The 24,717-nt window shown below is 25.9% G+C and carries 17 protein-coding genes and 1 pseudogene; 12 read left to right on the forward strand and 6 right to left on the reverse strand.

Going from position 1 to position 24,717, the window contains the following annotated elements:
• Window position 1: 1 nt before the first annotated feature.
• The 8 genes from addA (at window position 2) to AACH12_RS02815 (ending at window position 14,725) form a co-directional block, all read left to right on the forward strand.
• Window positions 2-3,568, forward strand: a complete 3,567-nt coding sequence (addA, locus tag AACH12_RS02780) for a helicase-exonuclease AddAB subunit AddA (RefSeq protein ID WP_338536554.1) — start codon at window positions 2-4, stop codon at window positions 3,566-3,568.
• Window positions 3,569-4,786, forward strand: a complete 1,218-nt coding sequence (locus AACH12_RS02785) for a metallophosphoesterase family protein (RefSeq protein ID WP_338536555.1) — start codon at window positions 3,569-3,571, stop codon at window positions 4,784-4,786.
• Window positions 4,767-8,330, forward strand: a complete 3,564-nt coding sequence (locus AACH12_RS02790; protein ID WP_338536556.1) for an AAA family ATPase — start codon at window positions 4,767-4,769, stop codon at window positions 8,328-8,330. Before AACH12_RS02785 ends, AACH12_RS02790 begins: the two co-directional genes overlap by 20 nt.
• Window positions 8,331-8,367: 37 nt before the next feature.
• Complete coding sequence (locus AACH12_RS02795) at window positions 8,368-9,150, forward strand: 3'(2'),5'-bisphosphate nucleotidase CysQ family protein (RefSeq protein ID WP_338536557.1); 783 nt, start codon at window positions 8,368-8,370, stop codon at window positions 9,148-9,150.
• A gap of 101 nt (window positions 9,151-9,251) precedes the next feature.
• The gene (locus AACH12_RS02800; protein WP_338536558.1) at window positions 9,252-10,319 is read left to right on the forward strand and encodes a lysylphosphatidylglycerol synthase transmembrane domain-containing protein; all 1,068 of its coding nucleotides are present in this window, start codon (window positions 9,252-9,254) and stop codon (window positions 10,317-10,319) included.
• A gap of 78 nt (window positions 10,320-10,397) precedes the next feature.
• Window positions 10,398-12,659: a glycosyltransferase gene (locus tag AACH12_RS02805; RefSeq protein ID WP_338536559.1), complete on the forward strand. Its 2,262-nt coding sequence runs from the start codon at window positions 10,398-10,400 to the stop codon at window positions 12,657-12,659.
• 93 nt (window positions 12,660-12,752) lie between these two features.
• Window positions 12,753-13,391 (forward strand): hypothetical protein, encoded by a 639-nt coding sequence (locus tag AACH12_RS02810; RefSeq protein WP_338536560.1) that lies wholly within the window; start codon window positions 12,753-12,755, stop codon window positions 13,389-13,391.
• 641 nt (window positions 13,392-14,032) lie between these two features.
• Complete coding sequence (locus AACH12_RS02815; RefSeq protein WP_338536561.1) at window positions 14,033-14,725, forward strand: Crp/Fnr family transcriptional regulator; 693 nt, start codon at window positions 14,033-14,035, stop codon at window positions 14,723-14,725.
• On the opposite strand, the gene AACH12_RS02820 is transcribed toward AACH12_RS02815, so the two are convergent.
• The 4 genes and pseudogenes from AACH12_RS02820 to AACH12_RS02835 all read right to left on the reverse strand — a co-directional run.
• Window positions 14,708-15,118, reverse strand: a complete 411-nt coding sequence (locus AACH12_RS02820; RefSeq protein WP_338537334.1) for a DUF4386 domain-containing protein — start codon at window positions 15,116-15,118, stop codon at window positions 14,708-14,710. The genes AACH12_RS02815 and AACH12_RS02820 overlap by 18 nt on opposite strands.
• Window positions 15,119-15,371: 253 nt before the next feature.
• On the reverse strand, window positions 15,372-16,415 hold the full coding sequence (locus tag AACH12_RS02825; RefSeq protein ID WP_463670997.1) for a serine hydrolase domain-containing protein: 1,044 nt from the start codon (window positions 16,413-16,415) through the stop codon (window positions 15,372-15,374).
• 248 nt (window positions 16,416-16,663) lie between these two features.
• Window positions 16,664-16,822 (reverse strand): hypothetical protein, encoded by a 159-nt coding sequence (locus AACH12_RS02830; protein WP_338536562.1) that lies wholly within the window; start codon window positions 16,820-16,822, stop codon window positions 16,664-16,666.
• Window positions 16,823-17,016: 194 nt separating this feature from the next.
• Window positions 17,017-17,788: pseudogene (locus AACH12_RS02835) on the reverse strand (transposase); the annotation flags it as partial.
• Between AACH12_RS02835 and AACH12_RS02840 the strand changes: the two are divergent.
• A complete protein-coding gene (locus AACH12_RS02840) occupies window positions 17,739-17,900 on the forward strand; it encodes a hypothetical protein (protein WP_338536563.1) in 162 nt (53 codons plus the stop codon). The pseudogene AACH12_RS02835 and the gene AACH12_RS02840 overlap by 50 nt on opposite strands.
• Window positions 17,901-18,023: 123 nt before the next feature.
• On the opposite strand, the gene AACH12_RS02845 is transcribed toward AACH12_RS02840, so the two are convergent.
• Entirely contained in the window at window positions 18,024-18,716 is a 693-nt protein-coding gene (locus AACH12_RS02845; RefSeq protein WP_338536564.1) for a DUF4386 domain-containing protein, read from the reverse strand.
• A 1,434-nt stretch (window positions 18,717-20,150) separates the two neighbouring features.
• Here AACH12_RS02845 and msrB point away from each other — a divergent pair.
• Window positions 20,151-21,314, forward strand: a complete 1,164-nt coding sequence (gene msrB / locus AACH12_RS02850) for a peptide-methionine (R)-S-oxide reductase MsrB (RefSeq protein ID WP_338536565.1) — start codon at window positions 20,151-20,153, stop codon at window positions 21,312-21,314.
• A 95-nt stretch (window positions 21,315-21,409) separates the two neighbouring features.
• Here msrB and AACH12_RS02855 read toward each other — a convergent pair whose 3' ends face one another.
• Entirely contained in the window at window positions 21,410-21,721 is a 312-nt protein-coding gene (locus AACH12_RS02855; RefSeq protein ID WP_338536566.1) for a hypothetical protein, read from the reverse strand.
• 339 nt (window positions 21,722-22,060) lie between these two features.
• On the opposite strand from AACH12_RS02855, the gene AACH12_RS02860 reads away from it, so the two are divergent.
• Together AACH12_RS02860 and AACH12_RS02865 are read left to right on the forward strand one after the other, a co-directional pair.
• Complete coding sequence (locus AACH12_RS02860) at window positions 22,061-23,461, forward strand: ATP-binding protein (RefSeq protein WP_338536567.1); 1,401 nt, start codon at window positions 22,061-22,063, stop codon at window positions 23,459-23,461.
• A gap of 173 nt (window positions 23,462-23,634) precedes the next feature.
• On the forward strand, window positions 23,635-24,714 hold the full coding sequence (locus AACH12_RS02865; RefSeq protein WP_338536568.1) for a PfkB family carbohydrate kinase: 1,080 nt from the start codon (window positions 23,635-23,637) through the stop codon (window positions 24,712-24,714).
• The last annotated feature ends 3 nt before the right edge of the window (window positions 24,715-24,717 follow it).

Consider the following 24,717-nt stretch of genomic DNA (forward strand, 5'->3'; position numbering starts at 1 on the left):
TATGGTTAAATGGACTGAAGATCAAAAAAAAGCTATAGAGGTTAGAGATAGAAATATACTAGTTTCAGCTGCTGCTGGTTCTGGTAAAACAGCTGTATTAGTTGAAAGAATTATTAATATTATTATAAAAGATAAAGTTAGTTTAGAAAATATGTTAATTGTAACATTTACCAATGCGGCTGCAAGTGAGATGAGAGAGAGAATATTAAATTCTTTAGTTAAAAAAATAGAAATTGAAAAAGAAGATAGTTCTTTTATAAGAGAGCAGATTGGATTAGTAAATAAAGCACTTATTACTACAATGCATTCATTTTGTCTTGATATTGTGAAAAAAAATTATTATAAAATAGATATTGATCCTAATTTTAAAATAGGTGATACTACTGAACTTCAAATAATGCTTTCAGAATCAATTGACCAAGTATTTGAAAATGAATATATGAATGAAAAGAGCGATTTTATTTCTTTAGTTGAAGCTTATGGAACAAATAGAGATGATAAAGCACTAAAAGAAATAATAATCAAATTGTACTATTTTATTCAAAGTAAGCCAAATCCACTTGGCTGGCTTAAAGACGCAATTGAACTCTATAGTATTGAAAAAGAAGAATTTGATTCCCATATATGGGTTAAATCAGTAAAAGAAAACATAAAATATTCACTTGAATCCCTAAAAAGTATACTTCACGAAGCAATTGAAACTGCAAGTGAGGAAGATGGACCAAGTGAGTATCTAGATGCTCTTTTAAGTGATTATGAATCTTTAGAAGATTTAGAAGAAAGTTTAGAAGAAAATTATGATGATTTTACAAATATAATTAAAAAAATTGAATTTTTAAGGATGAAATCAGTTTCTAAAAAAAGAAAAGAAGAAGTAGATTTATTAAAAATCGAAAAAACTAAAAAACTTAGAGATGATTATAAAAAAATTATAAGAAAGCTTTCAAAATCACTTGGAGAAAAAAATACAAAAGAAATTATAAAAGTAATGAATGAAATGTATCCATATGTGAAATATATTTATAAATTAGTTTCTTTAGTATATGAAAAATATCTTGAATTAAAAAAAGAAAAATCATTTCTTGATTTTAATGACTTAGAGCAGTTTTCTATTGAACTATTAAAATATGAAGATATTAGAAAATATTATCAAGAAAAGTTTGATTATATTGTACTCGATGAATATCAAGATTCCAATATTGTACAGGAAACTATTATAAATTCAATAAAAAGAGACAATAATTTATTTTTAGTTGGTGATGTTAAGCAAAGTATATATAGATTTAGACTAGCAGATCCTGACCTTTTTATTGAAAAATATAAAAATTATAATTTAGACGAAGGTAAAAATGATGTAAAAATTGATTTATCTATGAATTTTAGAAGTAGAAAAGAAATATTAAATGCTATAAATTTTATCTTTGATAATATTATGTTAGAGGAAATAGGTAATATTGATTATGATGAAAATGCATTTTTATATAATGGAATGGACTTTAAAGAAAACTATAATTCATCTGTTGATGTAGATATTATAGAGGGCAATACAGATGATATAGTTGAAGGTGAAAATAATAATGAAGTAAATTCTTTACTTTTAGATATGCAAAAAACTGAAATTGAAGCACTTCATATAGCAAAAAAAATAAAAAGCATATTAGGTGAGAAAATATATATTGCTAAAAAAAATGAATACAAAGCCATTGAGTATAGAGATATAGTAATACTTCTTCGTGCAACTAAAAGCCGTGCAAGTGTTTTTGCAGAAATATTTGCAAATGAAGGTATACCTCTATTTAGTGATGTAGGAAATAAATATTTTGAAGTATTAGAGATTAAAATTTTTATAAATTTACTTAGATTAATAGATAATAGATTTCAAGATATTCCATTAATTACAGTTTTAAGATCATCTATAGGAAATTTTTCTATTGAAGAATTAATAAGCATAAGAGAATTCAATTTAGATGAAAGATTTTTTAATAATTTTTATAACTATAATAAAGATGATTTATTAAGAAAAAAAATTATAGAATTTACTAAAAAAATTGATAATTGGTCCTTTGAAGCGTCATATATGAAACTAGATGAATTTCTTTGGAAAGTCTTAAAAGATTCAGGCTTTTACAATTTCGTTGGTGCGAGTATTGATGGTGAAAATAGACAAGGAAATTTAAAGTTATTAATAGAAAAAGCGGATTATTTTGAAAAATCGACTTCAAGTGGAATTTTTAGCTTTATAAAGTATATTGAAAAATTAGAAAAATCATCTGGTGATATGGGAAGTGCCGTGTCTATTAGTGAAAACGATAATGTTGCACGGCTTATGAGTATTCATAAATCTAAAGGCTTAGAATTTCCTGTAGTAATACTTTCTGGAAGCGGAAATAAATTTAATTTAATGGATTTAAGTGGAAATATTTTAATAGATAAAGATTTAGGCTTTGGTCTTAAATATATTAATTATAAAGAAAGATATTACAAGGAAAGCTTGCCTCAAAATGCAATAAAACATAGACTTAAAAAAGCAACTATTGCTGAGGAACTAAGGATTTTATATGTTGCTCTAACAAGAGCAGTTGATAAACTAATAATCGTTGGTTATGTAAAAAAATTAGATTCATCAGTTCAAAAGTGGAAGAAGACAATTTCTCCTTTTCTAATTTTAGAATCAAATTCATACCTTGATTTAATTATGACAGTACTTATAAAACATAAAGATGCCTATATATTAAGAGAAGGACTAGAAGATTATGAACTTATTGAAAATGAGTCGAAATGGAATATTAATATATATCCAAAATATGATATTGTAAAAAATATTGTAAAAAAAGAAGAAATTGATTCATCTTTAAAATCAAAACTTATTAATTGTGATTTTACTTTAGATGAAAATAATCTTAAATTTGTGGACGAAAAATTTAATTTTAAATACAAATATGAGCAAAATGTTATGCTTCCATCTAAACTTGTTGCTACTGATATGAAAAAAATAGAAAATATGGATTATAAAGATTTAAATTATAAAATACCAAGCCTTATATCTTCTCCAAAATTTATGACTACAGAGAAAATAGATGGTGCATTAATTGGAACTACTTATCATAAGATTTTTCAAAATATTGATTTTAAAAATGGGTTAAAATCTAAGGATTATATAATTAATTTAATAGATAAATTAGTAAGCAAAAATCTAATAGATAAAGAACTTGTTTCTTATATAAAAATTAATAAAATATTAAAATTTCTAGAATCAGACTTGTATAATAGGATTGCAGAATCTGAAAAGTATTTTAAAGAAGAACCATTTGTATTTAGTAAAAATATTAATGGTGAAAAAGTTTTAGTTCAAGGTATTATAGATCTTTTTTATATTGAAAATAATGAAATTGTTTTAGTGGATTATAAGAGCGATAAAATTACTTCTAATATTTCAACATTTGTTAATAAATATAAAGGTCAATTATCTATTTATAAAGAAGCTCTTTTAAAATCAACAGATATGATTGTAAAAGATACGTATATTTACTTTATAGATAAAAGTGAACTTGTAAAAGTGGAGGTATAAATGAAATTACTTCATACATCAGATTGGCATCTTGGAAAGCATTTGGAAGGTAAAAGTAGACTTGATGAACAAGAAAAATTTTTAGAAGATTTAATAAATATTACAAATAAAAATAGTGTTGATGTAGTTTTGATTTCTGGGGATATTTTCGATACGGTAAATCCATCTTCAAAAGCAGAAACACTGTATTATGATACAGTTAAAAAATTGTCAAATGGCGGAGAAAGATTAATTGTTATTATTGCAGGTAATCATGATAATCCATCAAGACTAGATGCTGTATATCCACTTGCAAAAGAACTTGGAATTATTATAGTAGGAAAGCCAGGTAAGATTTTAGAAACTGGTAAAGTAGGTAATTTTGATGTTTTAAAGAGTGATAAAGGTTTAGTAGAAATAGATATAAAGGGAGAAAAAACTATATTTGCCCTTCTTCCATATCCAAGTGAATCTAGGCTTGAAGAGGTATTTGATTACTATTTTAAAGAGGAAGATGCACAGAGAGAATATTCAAAGAGAATTGGACTTATTATGGATTACTTTGATTCTTATTTTAGAGAAGACACTATAAATATAGTCGCATCACATTTATTTGTAATGGGCGGACTTTCTACCGATAGTGAAAGACCAATTCAAATTGGAGGAGGTCTTTTAGTTCACGCTAGTGATTTATCTAAAAAAGCTGACTATATAGCACTCGGACATTTGCATAGACCTCAAAGAATTAAATCGGAGTTTTCAAATATTATATATTCGGGTTCACCTATTCAGTATTCAAAAAGCGAAATTGGGTATTCAAAGTCAGTCTTTATAGTAGATTTTAAAGCTGGAAAGGCTCCAGTTATTGATGAAATATGGTTAAATACTTATAAACCAATTGAAGTATGGAAATGTAATTCAATTACCGAGGCTATTGAAAAAGCAAGAGAAAATAGCCAAAAAGAAAGCTATGTTTATTTAGAAATAAAAACTGACAAAGTAATTGAGCTTTCCGAGATAAAAGAAATTAAAAATCTTAAAAATGATATTTTATCAATTGTACCAATCTTTTCAGAAAGTGAAAGAGAGAGTGAAGAGTTTAATACAGATGATAAAGATATTTATGAATTATTTGATGAATACTATTTTAGTGAAAATATGGCTAAAGCAAGTCAAGAATTAACAAAGATGTTTTATGAGATTGTAAGAGGTGATGAAGATGAAACCGATATTTCTTAAATTAGCAGGACTCAATAGTTATATAGAAGAAGAAAGTGTTGATTTTGAAAAGCTTTCATCTAGGGGATTATTTGGTATATTTGGAACTACTGGTTCAGGTAAATCAACTATTCTTGATGCAATTACAATTTCTTTATTTGGAACAAATGCGATTGCTAGAAGTACAAAAGAATTTATTAATACTGATGTTAGTCATATGAAGTTATACTTTAAATTTGAACTTAACACATCTAGCGGAAGATGTATTTTCGAAATAAACAGAAGTTTTAAAAGATCAAAATCGGGTGTTATTAACGATATGGCGAGATTTACAAAAAAAAGTATAAACGGTGAACTAATTGAGATTAGAGAGGGTGCAAGTGATGTAAACGAAATAGTTGTTTCAGAGATTGGTTTGAAACCTGATGATTTTATGAAAAGCGTTGTACTTCCACAGGGTAAATTTAGTGATTTCTTAAATATGAGCGGAAAAGACAAAAGAAATATGCTTGAAAGACTTCTTAATTTAGGTGAATTTGGAAGCGAATTAAGCAATAAAGTTAGACTTAAAAAAAATAAATTAACAAAAGAGTTAGACGTATTAAAGGGACAGTTAAGTGTTTTTAATATTGAAGAATTTGAAAAACTTGATCAATATACTTTGAAAAACGCACAGCTTAAAAAAGAAGAAGAATCTTTACAAACTTTGATTGAAAAATTAGAAAAAGAAAAATTAGAAAAAAAAGAATTATTTAAAAAAAGAGAAGAATTTAATAAGGTTTCTGAAACATTAAGTAAATTGTCTTTAGAGAAAAAAGACATGGAAGTGAAAAAAGACTTGGTTTTAAAATATGAAGAGGCAATAAAGATTTACCCATATAAAAAAGATCTAGATAAACTTAATGAAGATATTATTAGTGTTAAAAAAAGTTTAGAAAATAAATCAAAAGAAAAAGAAAAAATCTTAAAAAGCTACAATGAAAATAAAATTAAATTTGAAAATATTGAAAATGAAAAAAATACCGAACTTCCAAAACTAGATATAGAAATAGAGAAATTAAAAGAAAATATTATTTTAGAAAAAAGGACAAATGAATTAGAAATTGAAATAAAAAATTTGAGAGAAAATTATTCTAAAATAAATAAAAAAAGAGAAGAGTTAAGTATTGAATATGAAAAACTTAATAAGGAGCTTTTTGAGAATAAAAGTAAAAAAGAATCAATTAATATTTCTAAAGAAGAAAATTATGTTTCATCTGAATTTAGAGTTTTTATTAATAAACTTTATGAATTGAAAACGGAGAAATTAAAACTAGAAAATTTAAATAAAAATATTATAGAAAAAGAGGAATACTCATCAAAAGCTTTACAAGAACTTGAAAAAAACTTAAGTGAAAGTGGAAAAAATCTTGATAAAATGGCTTTAGAACTAGAAAATAATATAAAAGAAGAGATAGAAATTAAAGATAATATAGAGAATATTAAAATAGAAATTTCTAAGATTAATGAAGATATAGTTAAGATTAATTCTAAAATTCCCTATATTAAAGAACGCTTAGAAAATAAAGACTTATTAGTTAAAGAAATAAAAGACTTTAAAAATAAAAAAGTACTGGGAAACGAAAGACTTCTTTCATATGAAAAAGAAAAGGAAATATTATTAGATAAGATAAAAATGTATGAAGAAGATGTTAATAGAGTAAGAGTTAATAATGTTTTAGAGGTCTTATCTCATAAATTAACTGAAAACAATGAATGTCCTTTGTGTGGTAATATACATCATCCAAAAGTTTTTAAAAAGAAAGAAGATAATGGTATTGATTATAAAGACAAACTTGATTCTTTAAATAAAGAATTAATCAAATTAACAACTAAAATTACACGTTTAGAACTTGAAAATGAAAGCTTTGAGAAGAGTGTTGCTAAAGCAAATCACAATTTAAAAGCTTTTGAAGATATAGATTCTAAGGTTTACACTAAAATTACTCAAGATAAAGAATTAAAGGAAAAAGTTCTAAATAGTAAAAATGAAATTCTTAAAAATTCATTGAAGGAACAAGCGATAGTAGAAAAAAAAATAGAAAATAATAGATTAGATAAAGAAAAGTATATAATTGAAAACAATTCATTTATTGAAAATAGAAAACAATTAATTGAAGTTTTAAAAGAAACAGTGAAGGATAAAGAAAATAATATCAAATTGACTAGTGATATTGACAAAAATATAGACTTAATATTTGATAAAAATATTTTAGAATATGATCAAAAAAGATGTGTAAATATATTTAATGAGATTATTAATGAAAAAAATACTATTGAAAAGAAAGACAAATTCTATCAAAAAAATGATAAAGAACTAATTAATATTGATAAACTAATTGCTCTTAATATATCTAAAATAGAAACTCTTAAAGAAGAAATAAATCAAAAGACAAATGAAATTGATGTTGCAATTGAAAAAGGAAAGGGTATATCTGAAATAATAAAGATAAATAAGGAAAAGTTAAATAAATATTCTTATAATGATTCTTTAGAAAAAGTTTTAAAAAATGCTATAAATAAAAAGACTAGAATAAGTGAAGAGTATAATGAATTAAAACAAAAAACTGAAAATGAAAAAGAACTAATTTTAAAAACGCAGAATGTTATTTCATCTTTAGAAGGGAATTTAGATATTTATAATGAAAAATCAGTAGAAGTTAAGAGTAGATTGCTAGATTTAGTAAATAAAAGTATTTTTGAAAGTGACAATGAAATAGAAAAATACCTTGTAAGCGAAAAAAGAGTAGAGAACCTTAAAATTGAAATAGAAAATTTTGAAAATGAATTTAGAACTATTAATCAAAATTTTTTAGAACTTAGTAAAATTATTAGTGGAAAAGCTGAGAAAGATTTTGATTATATTTCTACTCAAAATTTACTTGAAAGTAGTAAAAAGGAGAAAGAAGAAAAAATAGGTGAAATGGGTAAAATTTCGAGTATTATTGATAGCATAAACAAAGATAAAGAAAGTTATATTGTAATAAGCAATTTAGAAAAAGAAAAGAATAGAAAATACGATTTAGTAATGGAAATACAAAAATTACTTCATGGTAATAAGTTCGTTGAATACATCGCTACAAAGCATATGAAATATATTGTAAAAGACGCATCAATTAGGTTACTGAATATTACAAATGATAGATATTCACTTGAAATTGATTCAAAGGGTAATTTTATTATTTGTGATAATTATAATGGCGGAGTAAAAAGAAGCACAAGTACGCTTTCGGGCGGGGAAACTTTTATGACTTCTCTCTCTCTTGCTCTAGCACTTTCAAGTCAAATACAACTAAAAGGTAATGTGAATTTAGAATTCTTTATTTTGGATGAAGGATTTGGCTCACTTGATAAAGATTTACTTGATACGGTTATGAGTTCTTTAGAGAAACTTCATTCAGACAATCTATCAATTGGTATTATATCACACGTTGAAGAATTAAAGACTAGAGTTCCAATTGCACTACTAGTAAATGAAGCCGCTGCAGGTATTAAGGGCTCATCGCTTCAAATAAAAATAAATTAGAAATATATATAATGGGATAAATGAAGGAAGTGTTTTTATGAATTTAGAAAGAGAATTAAAAGTTGCTAAAGAAATTTCGCTTCTCGCTGGTAAAAAAATAGCTGAAATATATAGTGAGTCTTTTGATGTGTATTACAAAGATGATAAAACACCATTAACAAAGGCAGATCTGGAAGCTAACACTATAATAGTGACTCAGTTAAAAAAAGAATTTCCACTATATGATATTATCAGTGAAGAAGACGATGAAAGAAGAGTATTAAGTAGTGAGTTTTGTTTTATTATTGATCCACTTGATGGAACAAAAGAATTTGTTAAAAGAAATGATGAATTTACAGTAAATATAGCACTTTCTTATAAGGGTGAAGTTATTCTTGGAGTGGTATATGCTCCAATGCTGAATGAACTTTATTTTGCAACTAAAGGAAATGGAGCTTTTATTGAAAAAAATGAAATTGTTAAAAAAATACATGTATCCAAAAGAACAAGTAATTTAAAAGTACTATCTAGCCGTAGTCATCATAGTAAAAGGTTTGAAGAATTTAAGAATCTAAATGATGAAAAAATACTACAAGCAACTAAAATGGGAAGCTCTTTAAAGGGATGTTCAATTGCAAAAGGTGAGTATGATGTTTACTATAACTTTGGAAACAAAACAAATATATGGGACACTGCTGCGATGGAAATAGTAGTTAAAGAAGCAGGGGGTGTTTTTACTGACCTTAATGGCAAAGCCATATGTTACGATGGAAAAACTTTAAAAAATGAAAATGGGTTTATGATATTAAATAGCATGCGAAACGAACTTAAGAGAGAATAAGATTCAAACAAAAGGAGAGAAAATACTGGGTATTTCTCTCCTTTTGCGAAGATATTAATTTGAAATTATTACTAGCTGTATTTAGTAAAAAAGGTGATTTTATGAAAAAAACAACTGATTTTGACATATTGCTTTCTTCTAATAAATGGAAATATACTGCGTTTAGTGTACTATTTATTTTTCTTTCACTTCTATCATTTATATTTATTTCTCATTTAGTAAATACGAGTATTACTAGTATTAATTTTAAAATATTTACATATGATTTATTTATTAAATTAACCGTTTTAATGTTAATTTATTTTGCTATGGATGCTTTAAGATTATATTATATTTTAAAATCTATTCATCAAAATATTGAAGTGAAATATTTGATGAAATTAGTTTTTGTAAATATGTTTATTTCAGGTATAACTCCTCTTGCGACAGGTGGAGGATTTGTACAAGTTTATTATCTTATTAAAAAGGGTATATCTTTAGGAGATGCTGTTGTTTCAACAACAATTAGAACTGCAATTCCAATTGTATTTTTTATTATTATGACTCCTATAGTACTGATTGTTGATAAGGACTATATAAATTTGTTTTCAAATGGATTTTCACTTCCAATAATCACCATAGGGGTTTTAATTTATGTTGCAATTGCTCTAGTATTTTATAAGCTTTTAAATAATATAAAATCAATTAAGTGGTTTTTTTATAAACTACTAAAATTTGCTATAAAGAAAAGAATAATTTCTAAAAAAACATTTAAAAAGGTGATTAGAATAGTTTTTAAAGAGCTTGATAATTTTATAAAAAGTATAAAAAAATTCTTCCATTCTGATTCCAAAAATATATTTTTATCAGTATTATTTTCATTATTGTTTTTATTTTCATTGTTTTTATTTCCAGTACTAATAGTTAATGATCTTGGTTACAATGTTTCTTTAGCTTCTATTATTGGAATTCAAATCATAGTAACATTTATTATGTATTTTGCACCGACACCAGGTGCAACAGGAATTGCAGAAGGTAGTTTTGCGATTATTTTTGCGCAATTTGTAGATAAATCCAATATTTTATCTGTAATATTTATTTGGAGATTTTTTACTATGTATATTGGGGTATTTATTGGAATGTTGATATTTTTTACAGGAATAGTTAAAAGTAAATTTAGTAATAAATAATGAGTAAGTAATAAACAAAATTAAAGCGATATTATTTTAGAAATTTAAAAAACAAGAAGATGATAATGGGGAATTTAAATGAATAAAAAAAAGATTTTAAAAATACTAATTCATATAAATATTGTACTTATACTAATTGTAGCGCTTTATAAAGGCTACTTAAGTGTTTATGAAAGCAATTTTGAGTCAATAAATATTAATAGTATAAATAGAATTGAAAATAAAAACAAAGATAGCAACAATATATCTTTTGCCGTAGCAGGAAATATTAACAATTCTATTGATATTTTTGATAAGCAAATAGTAAAAAATATAAATGATGATAAAAGTATTGATTTTGTAATATCTACAGGGAATGCAGTGCTTGATGGTGCAGAAGATAAATATAGAATAATCAATAAGAGTCTAAAAAAACTTAATGTTCCTTTTGTTGATTGTTTTGGAGAAAACGAATTATCTGATGGCGGTGATGTAAGATTTTATAAACATTTTGGACCATATTATTTTTCGTATAGCTTAAATGATTCAGTTTTTATTTTCTTAGATACTACGGTTAAAACTTCTAAAGAGTGGCAAAAAAAATGGCTTGTAAATGAGCTTGATAATGCAAAAGAATATAAATATAAATTTGTAGTAATGAACAAGCCGCCTTTTAAGATTGAAGAAAATTCGATGATAATAGGTAATAGTGATAGCTATATTAAAGACAAAGACTACAGTGAGTTTTTGATTAATACTTTTTCAAAGTATCAGGTAACAGCAGTCTTTGCATCTTCAGTAAATACATATGAGAATAAAATAATAAAAAATGTAAATTATTTTATAACTGGAGGAGCGGGTGGATTTATTTTAAATAGTCCTGAAAATTTTTATCATTATATTAAAGTAACTTTTTCGTCAAGTGGAGTAAAATATTTAGTTGTTAAACAGGAACTTAGTAGAAATTCTTTTTATAGAATAACTGAAAATATTTGGATTTTTATTCATTCTATTTTCTATACAAATTGGATAAGTTTATTATTTATATTATCAATTATACTAGCTATTGGAATATTTATCTATTCCCTAGCATTTGTCGAAAAAAATTTTTATAGAGATTTTAATGCTGAAAATACAGAAAATTATAATGAAAAAAAATTGTGTATTGCTATTTTTACTAACAATTATTTTCCTTTTGTTGGTGGTGTACCAATTTCTATAAAAAGAACCGTTAATAGTTTAAGAGATAATGGTCATGATGTATATATTTTTGCACCAGATTATGGAATGAATAGAGCTAAAATTATTATAGAAGAAAAGAATATTTATAGATTTAAAGCAATTTTTCATTATAAAAATAATAATTTGAATTTTCCAATTGTAAATGCATTTTTACCTGAAATCGAAAAACAATTTATAAAGCATAAATTTGATATTATACATGTACAACACCCATTTTGGATGGGAAAAAAAGGATTGAAATTAGGACTGAAATATAATATACCAGTAGTATTAACATATCATACTAAGTTTGAAGATTATGCACATTTATTACCGTTTTTCAGAAATTTATTTAAAAATACTATTTCACATAAATTAATAAAAAGATTTGCTCAAAACTGTACTAGTATTATAGCGCCAACAAATACTGTAAGTGAGTATTTAAGAAACATTGGAGTAAGTAGGTATATAGATGTAATTCAAACAGGTGTCGATTTAGATGTTTATCAAAATGTTAAGGAAGATGAACTTAATGAATTAATAAATATGAACAAAGCAAACAATGAAATTGTGCTGTGTTCTGTCTTAAGGCTTTCTAAGGAAAAAAATATTGATTTTTTAATTGATGGCATTAAATATATTAAAGAACACACGAGAGTGCCTTTTAAATGTCTAATTGTTGGAGATGGTCCTGAAAAGAGTAGAATTTATGAAAAAATAAAACAATATAAATTGACTACAGAAGTAGAACTCGTTGGACTTGTTAAGCCGAAAGAAGTTAGTAAATACTATATAGCATCTGATATTTTTGTATTCAGTTCTAAATCAGAAACACAGGGCATGGTAATACTTGAAGCAATGGCTGGTGGGTGTCCTACAGTAGCAATTCGTTCAAGTGGAATTGATGATTTAATTGAAAATAATTTTAATGGTTATAAAACAAAAGATGATATAAAAGATTGGTCAGAAAAGTTAATCTATTTAATGAAAAATAAATTAGTATTAGATAAGTTAGGTGAAAATGCATATAAATTTTCAAAAAATTATTCAAAAGAAGAAATTGTAAAAAGAATTATTAGTATTTATAAAAAATCTATAGAAAACTATAATGATTTTGAATTTCTAAATGGCAAAAATTAGCATGAATAATTATGAATAAAAAACAAATGAATATATAGTATAAAATTAGATTGTTTTAATAATACTGTTATATTTGAAAGGTGAGATAAATTAGTGGGGAGATTTGATGTATATTATAAAAAGATAATAAGTAAAATTTTTATTAAATATATAGATTTTGTGTTTAAGACAAGTAAAATAATAAAAAATGAAAATTTTAATTTGCTTAAAAATGAGAATAAAGAAAAGTATATTGTGCTTTTTTGGCATGGTGATAGTTATTCTCTTAATCCTTTTTTAAAAGGTGAGAGCTTGTATGTAATTACTACTGCCGATTCTAGAGGAGATTATATAACTGATCTATGTAATTTCTATGGTTATAAAACGTTTAGAGTACCAGATGAAACAAATGGGGAGGGAAATTTTCTTCGTAAAATTAGAAAAGAAATTGATTTTGGAGATAAAAGTAATCTTGCAGTCGCAATGGATGGTCCACTTGGACCATTCCATGAGCCAAAATCAATTTCGTTTGTTTTAGCGTTACTAACAAAAAGAAAAGTAATTAAGGTATCAATCCACACTAAATGTAAAATCAGTCTATATAAAAGATGGGATAATTACTCTATACCACTACCTTTTAACACTATCACAATAGGTGTAAGTGAGCCTATAGAAGTAGACCGAGACGACAGGAAAAATGATTTTTTAAAGATTAAAGAACTTCTTAAAAACGAGATAAATGTAGAAAAATAATTGTAAATGAACTAGCTTTGAAGAATATTTTTGACTTTAATTTTTTTTAGCCATATATTTATAATATAAATATATGGCTAATTTTTTTATTTTCTTTATAGTCATATCGGAAATTATCAGAATGTTCACATTTTGTAAATATTTTGTAAACAAAAGAGTTGTACAATTATACTAAGTTTATTGTTTATAAAAAAAGGATACTGTAAAGTATCCTTTGAAATAGAAACTTTGCTTCTACGATTAATAGGTTTAATAGTCTTATTGTATTCAATCAAAAATAGATAATCTTGTTTATAGAATTTTAAAATAGTAGGAAGTACATCAGTTTTAAACTTTTGATATTTAGGGCTGAAAAATTCTTCATGCTTCCATTGTTTAAATGGAGTTAACCTAATGATGAATAAATTTAATTTGTAGATTTGCTTATGTAAGTCTTGAATATATAGTAATAAAAATTGTATAATTGAAACCATAGCGATGTCTCCTTTCTTTTAGGAAAATTAGGTTTTTGGTGAATCAATTATACTAAAAAAAGAGGGGGGCGCTATATTTTTTTGAAACGTTTATATTTCAATGATTATAGATGAATTAGAAAGAAAAAAGTGTACACTACTAAATCAGTTAAAGGGGAATATCTATGGATGTTGGAACAAATTTTGTTTTTTAAAATTCATCTAAAGAAATTACTTAATAAAATGCACCTAACACCAAAATATTTGTATAATAAAGTAGGAGTGAATAATATGTATGAAGAATTGATTAGCTATGTAAAGCAGTTTTCGGATCTTGATGATGATTATATATTGAGAATGGTTAAAGGCGTTCCAATTATGACGTTTAAAAAGGGGCATATACTACAAAGTCAAGGAAATTCTATAGAAAAATGTTTTTTTGTTTTGAAAGGGATTGTCAAACAATTTACTTTAAAGGAAGATGGAAAAGAAGTCATATCTAATTTTTATACTGAGGGAGATTTTATTGGTATATTTAGTCAGCAAAATAATATTATTTCTGAATATTCCTTGCAGTGTATGGAAGATACAAGAGTACTTATAGCTGATAATAATTCAGATGTGAAGGCTTACGATGATTTTCCAGAATTGATAGAAATTATACCTAAAATGTTGGAGATGAGAATCGCTGAAATGCAGGAAAGATTATCAATGTTTATTGGTAGTAGCCCAGAAAAACGATTTAAAATCATAATGGAAACTCGTCCAAATCTAATTGAACGAGTTCCGCAGAATCAGCTTTCAAATTACTTAGGTATTACGCCTGAATCATTTAGTCGAATTAAGAAACGAATTTATAATAATCTAAGAAGTTCCAAATAGAGACTTTAATTTGTTTGATTTAACAAATAGCCACACTCCAAATCCAAGTTCGCCAAATGTCATTGGAATCATAAATAACGTATTTATAAGCCTTACTATATTCGAATATGATAGTATAATGATATGAAGTGTTTCAACAATTATATATCCGACGCCTCCAATAACTAGTAGTATAGATATTAATCTGGGTAGTTTTGTAGCTTTAAAGGTTAGTCCGAGAGCAATTAGATGACAACCAAATATTATAAGATCAAATGACCAGATTGAATTGAATTTTTCTATTAAAGTGATTGCACTATAAGCAGTTCTTATATCAATGGTTTGAGATAGATATATAAGTTTACTAATAGCAAAAGTAAGAAATATTGAGTAAAGTAATCGAGTTATACCGATTACTTTTCCTTTTTTAGATTAATTAAGCTCCACTTCCTGCTCCTGTAATAAGTACTTTATTCATATTTTAACCTCCTGTGTTAATTCGAATGATTTTATTATTTGAATAGGATATACTTAATTAGACAACAAAACATTATATTATAATTACAAATAAAAAACTCTAAGTAGTAACTTTTTAAAAGTTTATTACTTAGAGTTAATTTCAAGCTATATCATTATGTGCCTGATACCACTCATTATCATCAAACCCTTAACGTTTAATGATCTTAAGGATATTATTATATAATATTTCAGCTTTATTCCACATTTTACCGCCACTTGTGTTGTTGAACTGGATAACAACGGTATCAATATCTTTATGATACTTAGCGATACTTTGGTACCCTGGTAGCAAACCTGTGTGATCATAAGTGTAAAGAGAAGTGTAGAGTGCTTGTTCATCGTCTGTAAACAAAGAACCATCATTTAAAGCTCTAATAAAGATACCAACATCTTCTATTGTAGCAACCATGGATCCAGCAGAATTAGCAAAATCATTGTATTTAACATCCCATTCGTATCCAACAGAATAACCACTCATGACATTCTCTATAGGTACATCAGTCAGCAAATTATAAGTATTCTTAAGCCCTAAAGGCTTCAATATCTCATTGTTAATAAATTCATGATGACTGTACCCCAGGGTCTTGTCAAGAATGTCACCAATCAATAAATAATTCGTATTGGAATAACTATATTTGTTGTCTGGTTCAAAGTCAGCTGCTTCATCCAACACTAGTTCTAGAGCTGTTTCATTGGTCGTCGGTATATAATCCCATGAGAAATCAGGATCGTCTACAAAATTAGGAATACCACTTCTATGTTGTAGCATCATCTTTAAAGTAATTTTATCAGCATATTCAATTCGACCAACAAGTTCAGGTAACAGACTAGAAAGTGTATCATCTACTGATAACATATCAGCATCAATCAATTTAGTCGTAGCTGCTGCAATATAAAGTTTACTGATACTTGCAATCTTAAATAGTGTCTCAGGATTTGCTGGTATTTCATTTTCTCTGTTTTGCCAACCTGAAGCATAAGTCTCAACCTCACCTGCCCGATCAACATACACAATAACGCCATCAAATCCATTATCTGCTGCGTACTCTATTTCATTTTGAATGTCATCTTGTAATGGTGCCATCCAGTATGACAAGATACTCCATGGAATGAAAAACATTGAAATACCAGTGCTAATAACTAGTATTAGAATGATTATTAGTTTTTTTATTTTCATATTTATTCCTTTCAAATCAACCACTTTATTTATGTGATGTATCAACACCTTAAACTTAACCTTATAAGTCTAGTATATACAATAGTAATAACTTATGATAGTGTCGATCATTAACTTTCTCATTTAATATTACCTTGTTTCTAGTTAGATCAAAATGATACTTTTAACGATGAATTTATATTTTGGTCCAAGTGCAATTACTAAAGCCTCCAGAGTACATAGAAAGGCAAACCAGCATAGTGCTCTAATTCTTACTTTTACCTTTAATTATTTTCATTTAATTCATAATTCTTAATAAACTCGTATAACTCTATATGGTTATAGCCATCTATAATTTCATAAACCAAATCTCCTACCAGTACATATTTTTCGTTAACGAAATGAAGAAATGATCCATCACCATCATTACCAATATATAACACAATTTCTAATCGTGGCGTTAGCTTTAATCTCGAACGATTTATACTTTTTTTAAATTTTACCTCATCTAATAACTCATATACAATTTATCTATTTTTTCTGTAACGATATATTTTCTTGAAAACCACCGCCATAGTAAATAGACCTCATAACGTTTTACGAAGCCAATATTAGCAGTACAATTGTGAACTATCATTTATGAACGGTTATACCAAACAGTTTCATACACTTTCCGATAAGGGTAGTTTTCACAAATTTTCATGATTACTGACCTTGCAGTTTTTATGATTTTTCCTGCAAGAAACACATACTTTAAGCGAAACGTCTTAATTTGTTGCCTGTATTCAGTGATCGTTAAAAAATCAAACTTAAACAACAAAAATAAGTTGTATGAAAGCATCATCATTTGAAATACTGCTTCATTAGCCCAAAACGATTTTAAGATAAGATGCCCTACGTACATATCATATTTTGCTTCTTTAATATAGTTTTCTGCATTACCTCTTTTTTCATAGGTAATGATTACTTTTTCTGATGGTAAATCTGTATTGGTAATAAAAAAAATATTGGTACTCTGCACCTGGTAAAAGTGATAATTGAACTCTATTTTTTTTAGGTTTAAGCACACGAGAAACCACAAATCTTCTTTCTTTATTTCAATTATTTAATTTGGTTTCGAGCTCAATTGTCTCTTTGCCTTCTTCACCTTCAACAAAATGTTTCTTGGAATCTGTCACTTTTGTAGTGAGTGTAGGGTAGGCTTTAGCTTTAATCAAATACTTGCAATTAAAAGACTCTATTGTTTGAATAATCTTTTCATCAAAATAGCCACTATCCATTCGGAATAAGATTTCTAAATCATCTGTTTTTATGTTAGTTACAATTTCTTTTATCATTTCTGAATATTCCTTGCAGTGTATGGAAGATACAAGAGTACTTATAGCTGATAGTAATTCAGATGTGAAGGCTTACGATGATTTTCCAGAATTGATAGAAATCATACCTAAAATGTTGGAGATGAGAATCGCTGAAATGCAGGAAAGTTTATCAATGTTTATTGGTAGTAGCCCAGAAAAATGATTTAAAATCATAATGGGAACTCGTTCAAATCTAATTGAACGAGTTCCGCAGAATCAGCTTTCAAATTACGTAGGTATTACGCCTGAATCATTTAGTCGAATTAAGAAACGAATTTATAATAATCTAAGAAGCTCCAAATAGAGACTTTAATTTGTTTGATTTAACAAATAGCCACACTCCAAATCCAAGTTCACCAAATGTCATTGGAATCATAAATAACATATTTATAAGCCCTACTATATTTGAATACGATGGTATAATGATATGAAGCGTTTCAACAATTATATATCCGACGCCTCCAATAACTAGTAGTATAGATATTATTCTGGGTAGTTTTGTAGCTTTAAAGGTTAGTCCGAGAGCAATTAGATGACAACCAAATATTATAAGACCAAATGACCAGATTGAATTGAATTTTTCTATTAAAGTGATTGCACTATAAGCAGTTCTTATATCAATGGTTTGAGATAGATATATAAGTTTACTAATAGCAAAAGTAAGAAATATTGAGTAAAGTAATCGAGTTATACCGACTATTTTTCCTTTTTTTGGATTAATTAAGCTTGATATTTTGCATAAGCAGTAAGATAGTAAAAAATCTAAAATTGCTATGATAATCCACCCTATGATTTCATATATAAATAGGTTTTTCATAGATATTAAATTTTCATATGTTTTCAGTGGATTGCTAACATTTATTATAGTTCTATGTGCATATCCATATGAAAACATTGCTACAAGTGTCATAATTAAGAGGGATAGTCCTATAATTATCCCTAAGAATTTGTATTTTGAATTTGATAAATTGTTTTTCATTGTAACCTCCCAAAATGATATTGATTTATATGTTTATCATATTATTATTTTTGAATGGCTTCATTGACTTAAGTTAAGATTTAATGATATTTTATAAAAATATTAATAAATGCACCTAAACGCTAAAATATTGATGTTTAATAACTTAATAAAATAAAGGTACAAAAATAATGAATAAAATGTCGAAAAAGTGGTATAAATAAAAATGACTAGCTAAGTAAATAAGTAAATAAATTTCTAGCTTTCAGAAAATCTGATACGTCGGAATAAAAGATACTGTAAAGTAGCCTATGAAAAAGCAAAAGGAATAAAAATTATAGAAAGACAATAAAAGAAGGTATAACAAGTAATGCTCTGAGTAAATAACAGCATAAAAAGAGCAAATAAAAATTTAAGTTTAAGACGAATTTTTTTCTTGCATGATAATAATAGTTTGTTGACCAAGAAAAATTAGTAGCTGCCATTTGCCTGGCATATTATTAGCCGAAGAAAGTTCTTCAACGTGATTAAGATATTTTTTACTAATATAACTATGAGGCCTTAAAAAGTTATAATAAGCAACCCAAAGAATGAGCGCCTTTTAAAGAATCATAGCCACAAGTAAGCGTGTAAGAAGTTTTGAAAGTACGATTTAAACGTTCAATCATTTGTTTGTAAGGTCTAAAAATTTTGGAAATTGGATCAACGTTAGAAAGATCGATAACAGGAATGATATCAAAAGATTTATTTTCAATTAAATCAAACTGTTGAGCGGCTAAAGGATAAGCACTGTAAGCATCAGCAATGAATTTAAGATATTTAAGCCCAATCAGGAAGTTTAGAAAGATAGATGTTAAAAAAAAATATTAAACTCACGGTAAATATAGTGAACTTTATATTTAGATTTATCATAGTGAGAAATATTTTTGGAAAGTTTATTAAAATTTTTAAGATAGTAAGAACAATTATTATTTTTTCATTTATGAACGAAAAAAGATTTACGACTTTTAACTTTTTCTAAAGTGTGATTACAATGAGGATAAAGAAGAGTAAGTGAGTTAGTAACATAGTTACCATTATTGGTATAAAGATAATCATGAGTAGCGCCGCATCGAGGGCACAAAATGTCCTTTGGAATAAAAACTTTGATTCTATGATTGATAGGTTTAATAGTCTTATTGTATTTAAATTTGTAGTATTCAATCAAAAATAGATAATCTTGTTTATAGAATTTTAAAATAGTAGGAAGTACATCAGTTTTAAACTTTTGATATTTAGGGCTGAAAAATTCTTCATGTTTCCATTGTTTAAATGGAGTTAACCTAATGATGACTCAATTATACTAAAAAAAGAGGAGTGTCGCTATATTTTTTTGAAACGTTTATATTTCAATGATTATAGATGAATTTGAAAGAAAAAAGTGTACACTACCAAAAAAATTGAGGAGGAGTAATTATGAAAAAATATATTGTATTATTAGCAATTATAGTTGTTACTTCTTTATTGGCCATTGGAATTAATATAAATGGTATTTATAATGGTTCAAATGAAAAATTGGAGGAAAAAACTATGAAAGATAAAAATGTAATAATAAAAGAAGATACTAAAATAAAAGTAAGTTCAAAGTTAAAAACGTCAAGTCTACCAATGAATCCCAACAATGACCTAGTATTTAATATAGATGATTTAAAAGATATATATCTTGCTGGTGGATGTTTTTGGGGTGTAGAAGCATATATGTCAAGAGTATATGGAGTTTATGATGTAAGTTCAGGATATGCAAATGGATTAACAGAAAATCCATCATATGAGGATTTAATTTATAAGAACTCAGGACACGCAGAAACTGTTCATATAAAATATGATCCTTCCTTAGTTACACTTGAAACTCTATTAAATTACTATTTTAAAATTATCGATCCGACTACTTTAAACCAGCAAGGCAACGACCGTGGACTTCAGTATAGAACTGGTATTTACTATACAGATAGTAAAGAATTAAAAACAATAAATGACAGAGTGAAAAAAGAGCAAACGCTTTATAGTGATCCTTTAGTCGTAGAAGTTTTACCTTTAAAGCAGTATTTTTTAGCAGAAGATTACCATCAAGATTATCTTGATAAAAATCCAAGTGGATATTGTCATATTAATTTGAATACTGTAACAGAAGACCTTTCTAAACTTGAAATTCCCACTGACAAAGTCCTTAAAAAAAATCTAACAAAATTACAATATGATGTTACTCAAAATGGAGCTACTGAAAGAGCATTTGACAATGAATATTGGAATTTGAAAGAAAAGGGTATATACGTTGATATAGTAACTGGTGAACCTCTTTTTATATCAACAGATAAATATGATTCTGGAAGTGGATGGCCAAGTTTTACTAAAGCTATTTCTTTAGATATGGTGAAGCTCGTAGAAGACAATTCACTTTTTTCAAAACGAACTGAAATAAAAAGTAAAAAAGGAGATACTCATTTAGGTCATGTTTTTAACGATGGTCCAATTGATAAAGGTGGATTAAGATATTGTGTTAACAGCGCGTCGCTTAAATTTATTCCAGTAGATAAGATGAAAGAAATGGGATTTGAAGAATATATAGATTTGATTAAGTAAATAATTTGCTCTTTAAGAGCAGTTTCAACTTAGAAAAATATTTAAAAGGTATATCACATAATTTAATTGTGATATACCTTTTTTAGAAAATAGAATTATAATATGAAAATTACTTCATAAGCAATAGAGGATAAATAAGCTAGTAATAAAAATATATTGATAATTTTCTTATAAATCGATTTTTTAAGTTTCATTGTTCCAAGATATATTAATACATATATATTCATTGATACTAGAGGCAATTCTCCACTTAATATTGACTCATATCCAGTAATTAATAGAAATATAGCTACTAAATAAGATAAAGATAGATATATAAATCTATAATTTCTATTTTGCTCTTTTTTTCTAAAGTGTAATAAAATAGAGTATATTAAATCAATTAATATAATTGTAATTATAATCATATTAAGCTTAAAATTTAGTAGCAATATATTGGGAAAATACAATAAAAAATGCATATTACACTTATTATTATAAATATTTATATGCAATGTTGTCAATATATTGTAATTAAATCGAAATAATTAGAATCAATATCAAATTGGATTGAAATAAATAGTTGAATTGAGAAAAGTTGAATAATTTGTTTCGTTTGACATAAAGTATTATTCAATATAAAATTAACTTAATATAGATTTAGTTAATTTGTATTAAGTTAATATACATTAAGATGTGTTCAAATTGCACTAATCAAGTATTTCTAAGATAAAAATATTTAATGATAAAGAAAGCCGGAGGTTAATATGTTTATAGGAAGAGATTATGAAATTAATAAATTATATAAATTATATAATGAAAACAAATTTGAATGTATTGTTATGTATGGTAGAAGAAGAGTTGGTAAAACACGTTTAATTACAGAATTTTGTAGAGGGAAAAATACTATTTTTTATGTTGGTGAAGAGCATAATGATAAATTATCACTTAAAAAGTTTTCAATCCAAATAATGGAACATTATAATCTTAATGAATTTACACCTGAATTTGAATCATTTGATACTGCATTTAGATTTATTGGTGAAAAAGCTAAAACTAAAAGAACAATCTTAGTTCTTGATGAATTTCCTTATATGGTGTCTTCAAATAAAAGTATTCTATCAATACTACAGAATAATATAGATCATCATTTAATAAATACAAAATTATTTTTAATTATATGTGGTTCGTCAATAAGTTTTATGGAAAATGAAGTTCTTTCACATAAAAGTCCTTTATTTGGTCGTAGAACAGCTCAATTTATGATATCTCCTTTAGATTTTTTTGATTCAATAAAATTTTTTAAAAATTATTCAAATGAAGATAAAATGAAGTCCTATAGCGTTTTGGGTGGAGTACCACAATATCTATTACAATTTGATAGTAATAAGTCATTTGATTACAATATGATAAATAAATTATACGATAAATCTTCTTATTTATATATGGAAGTAGAATTATTATTAAAACAAGAATTAGTTAATCCTATTGTATATAAAAGTATAATCGAAGCAATAGCAGATGGTTCAAGTAAATTAAATGAAATATCAACCAAAATTGGAGAAACAACATCAAAAACTTCTATATATATTAAATCACTTTTAGAGTTAAAAATAATTCAGAAGTTAGTTCCTATTACAGAAAAATCAAATTCAAGAAAAACCTTATATAATATCTGTGATAATTTTTATAGTTTTTATTATAAATATGTCGCGAAGTATATATCAGCTATTGAACAAGAAATGGGCGAGTATATATATATAGAAAAAGTAAATCATAAATTCTATGAACACCAAGGCTATGTATTTGAAGAAATTTGTAAGGATTATTTATCTAGAAAAAATAAGAAATCTGAATTACCTTTTATAATATTTAAATTGGGTAAATGGTGGGGGAATAACCCTATTAAAAAGAAACAAGAAGAAATTGATATTGTTGGATTTGGTGAAGATAAAACTTTATTTGCAGAATGTAAATATACAAATGAAAAAGTTGGAATTAGTATTTATGAAAAATTAGTTGAACGGTCAAATTTAATAAATAGTAAAGATTCGTATTATTATATATTTTCAAAAAACGGCTTTAATGAATCTTTATTGAAACTAGAAAAAAATATTAATAATTTGACACTAGTAACCCTAGACATAATGATAAAGGAATTTGAATAGTGAAAGTCATATAATTAATAATATTAATTTTAAGTAAAATACTTAAAATATATTGTTAATTATTTTTTTATATTCTATTTGACAAATATATTAATCTAATATATTATTAAGTAAACATAAGTTTAAAATTAATCTTTTGTTTACTTAATAATATATGTAAAGGTGGTGGAAAATTGACTAATAGAGAAAAAGAAATCTATAATCTTATTTTAAAAAATCCTATGATTTCTCAAAAGGAAATTGCTGAAAAGCTTGGTATTCAAAGGTCTTCAGTTGGAGTTCAAATTTCAAACCTTATAAAAAAGGGAAAACTTAAAGGAAAAGGATATATTGTTAATGAAGAAGATTATATTGTCGTTATTGGAGGATCTAATATTGATCTTCAAGGAACGTCATTAGAAAAATTGGTTTATGAAGATTCTAATCCAGGCTATGTTACTATGTCACTCGGCGGAGTTGCACGAAATATTGCAGAAAATATGGCTAGACTTGGCTTAAATATTAAGCTAATTTCTGTTGTTGGCGATGATTTATATGGCAAAAAGATTATTGAAGAATCTAAACTAACTGGCATAAATATGGATGAAGTGATTATCTCTAAAAATAGTCCTACTTCAACTTACCTATCAATTCTTGATAATTCTGGTGATATGAAGCTCGCTATTAATGCTAGTGATATTATTTCAAATGTAGATATTGATTATATTAAAAGTAATAATACATTAATTAAAAATGCTAGATGTATTGTGCTTGATACTAATTTAGATGAAAATGTTTTAGATTTTATTTTTGATGAATTTTCAAATAAAGATATTTTTGTTGACACTGTTTCTTCTATTAAAGCTTTAAAGTTAATTAAAAATTTAAAATATATTAATACTCTAAAGCCTAATAAAATTGAAGCTGAAATATTAACAGGCATAAAAATTACTGATGAAGTTTCTTTAAATAAAGCAGTAGATTCTTTGCATGAAAAAGGCGTAAAAAATGTTTATCTTAGTATGGGAAAAGATGGGGTAATATTTTCAAATTCAGTAGAAAGAAAAAAATATAGTAATTATGAAAGTAAATTAGTTAGTGCAACTGGTGCGGGTGACGCTTTTATGGCTGGTATCGTTTATAGTTATATTAAACATAGTTTTAATAGTAGTACTTTATACGGACTTGCAATGGCATCTATGGCAATTAATACTAAAGAAACAATTAATAGAGATATTACTTCTGAAAAAATAGAAAAAATTGTTTTAAAATAATAT

The organism is Helicovermis profundi (genome assembly GCF_033097505.1).
In the GTDB taxonomy this organism is placed as follows: Bacteria; Bacillota; Clostridia; order Peptostreptococcales; family Acidaminobacteraceae; genus Helicovermis; species Helicovermis profundi.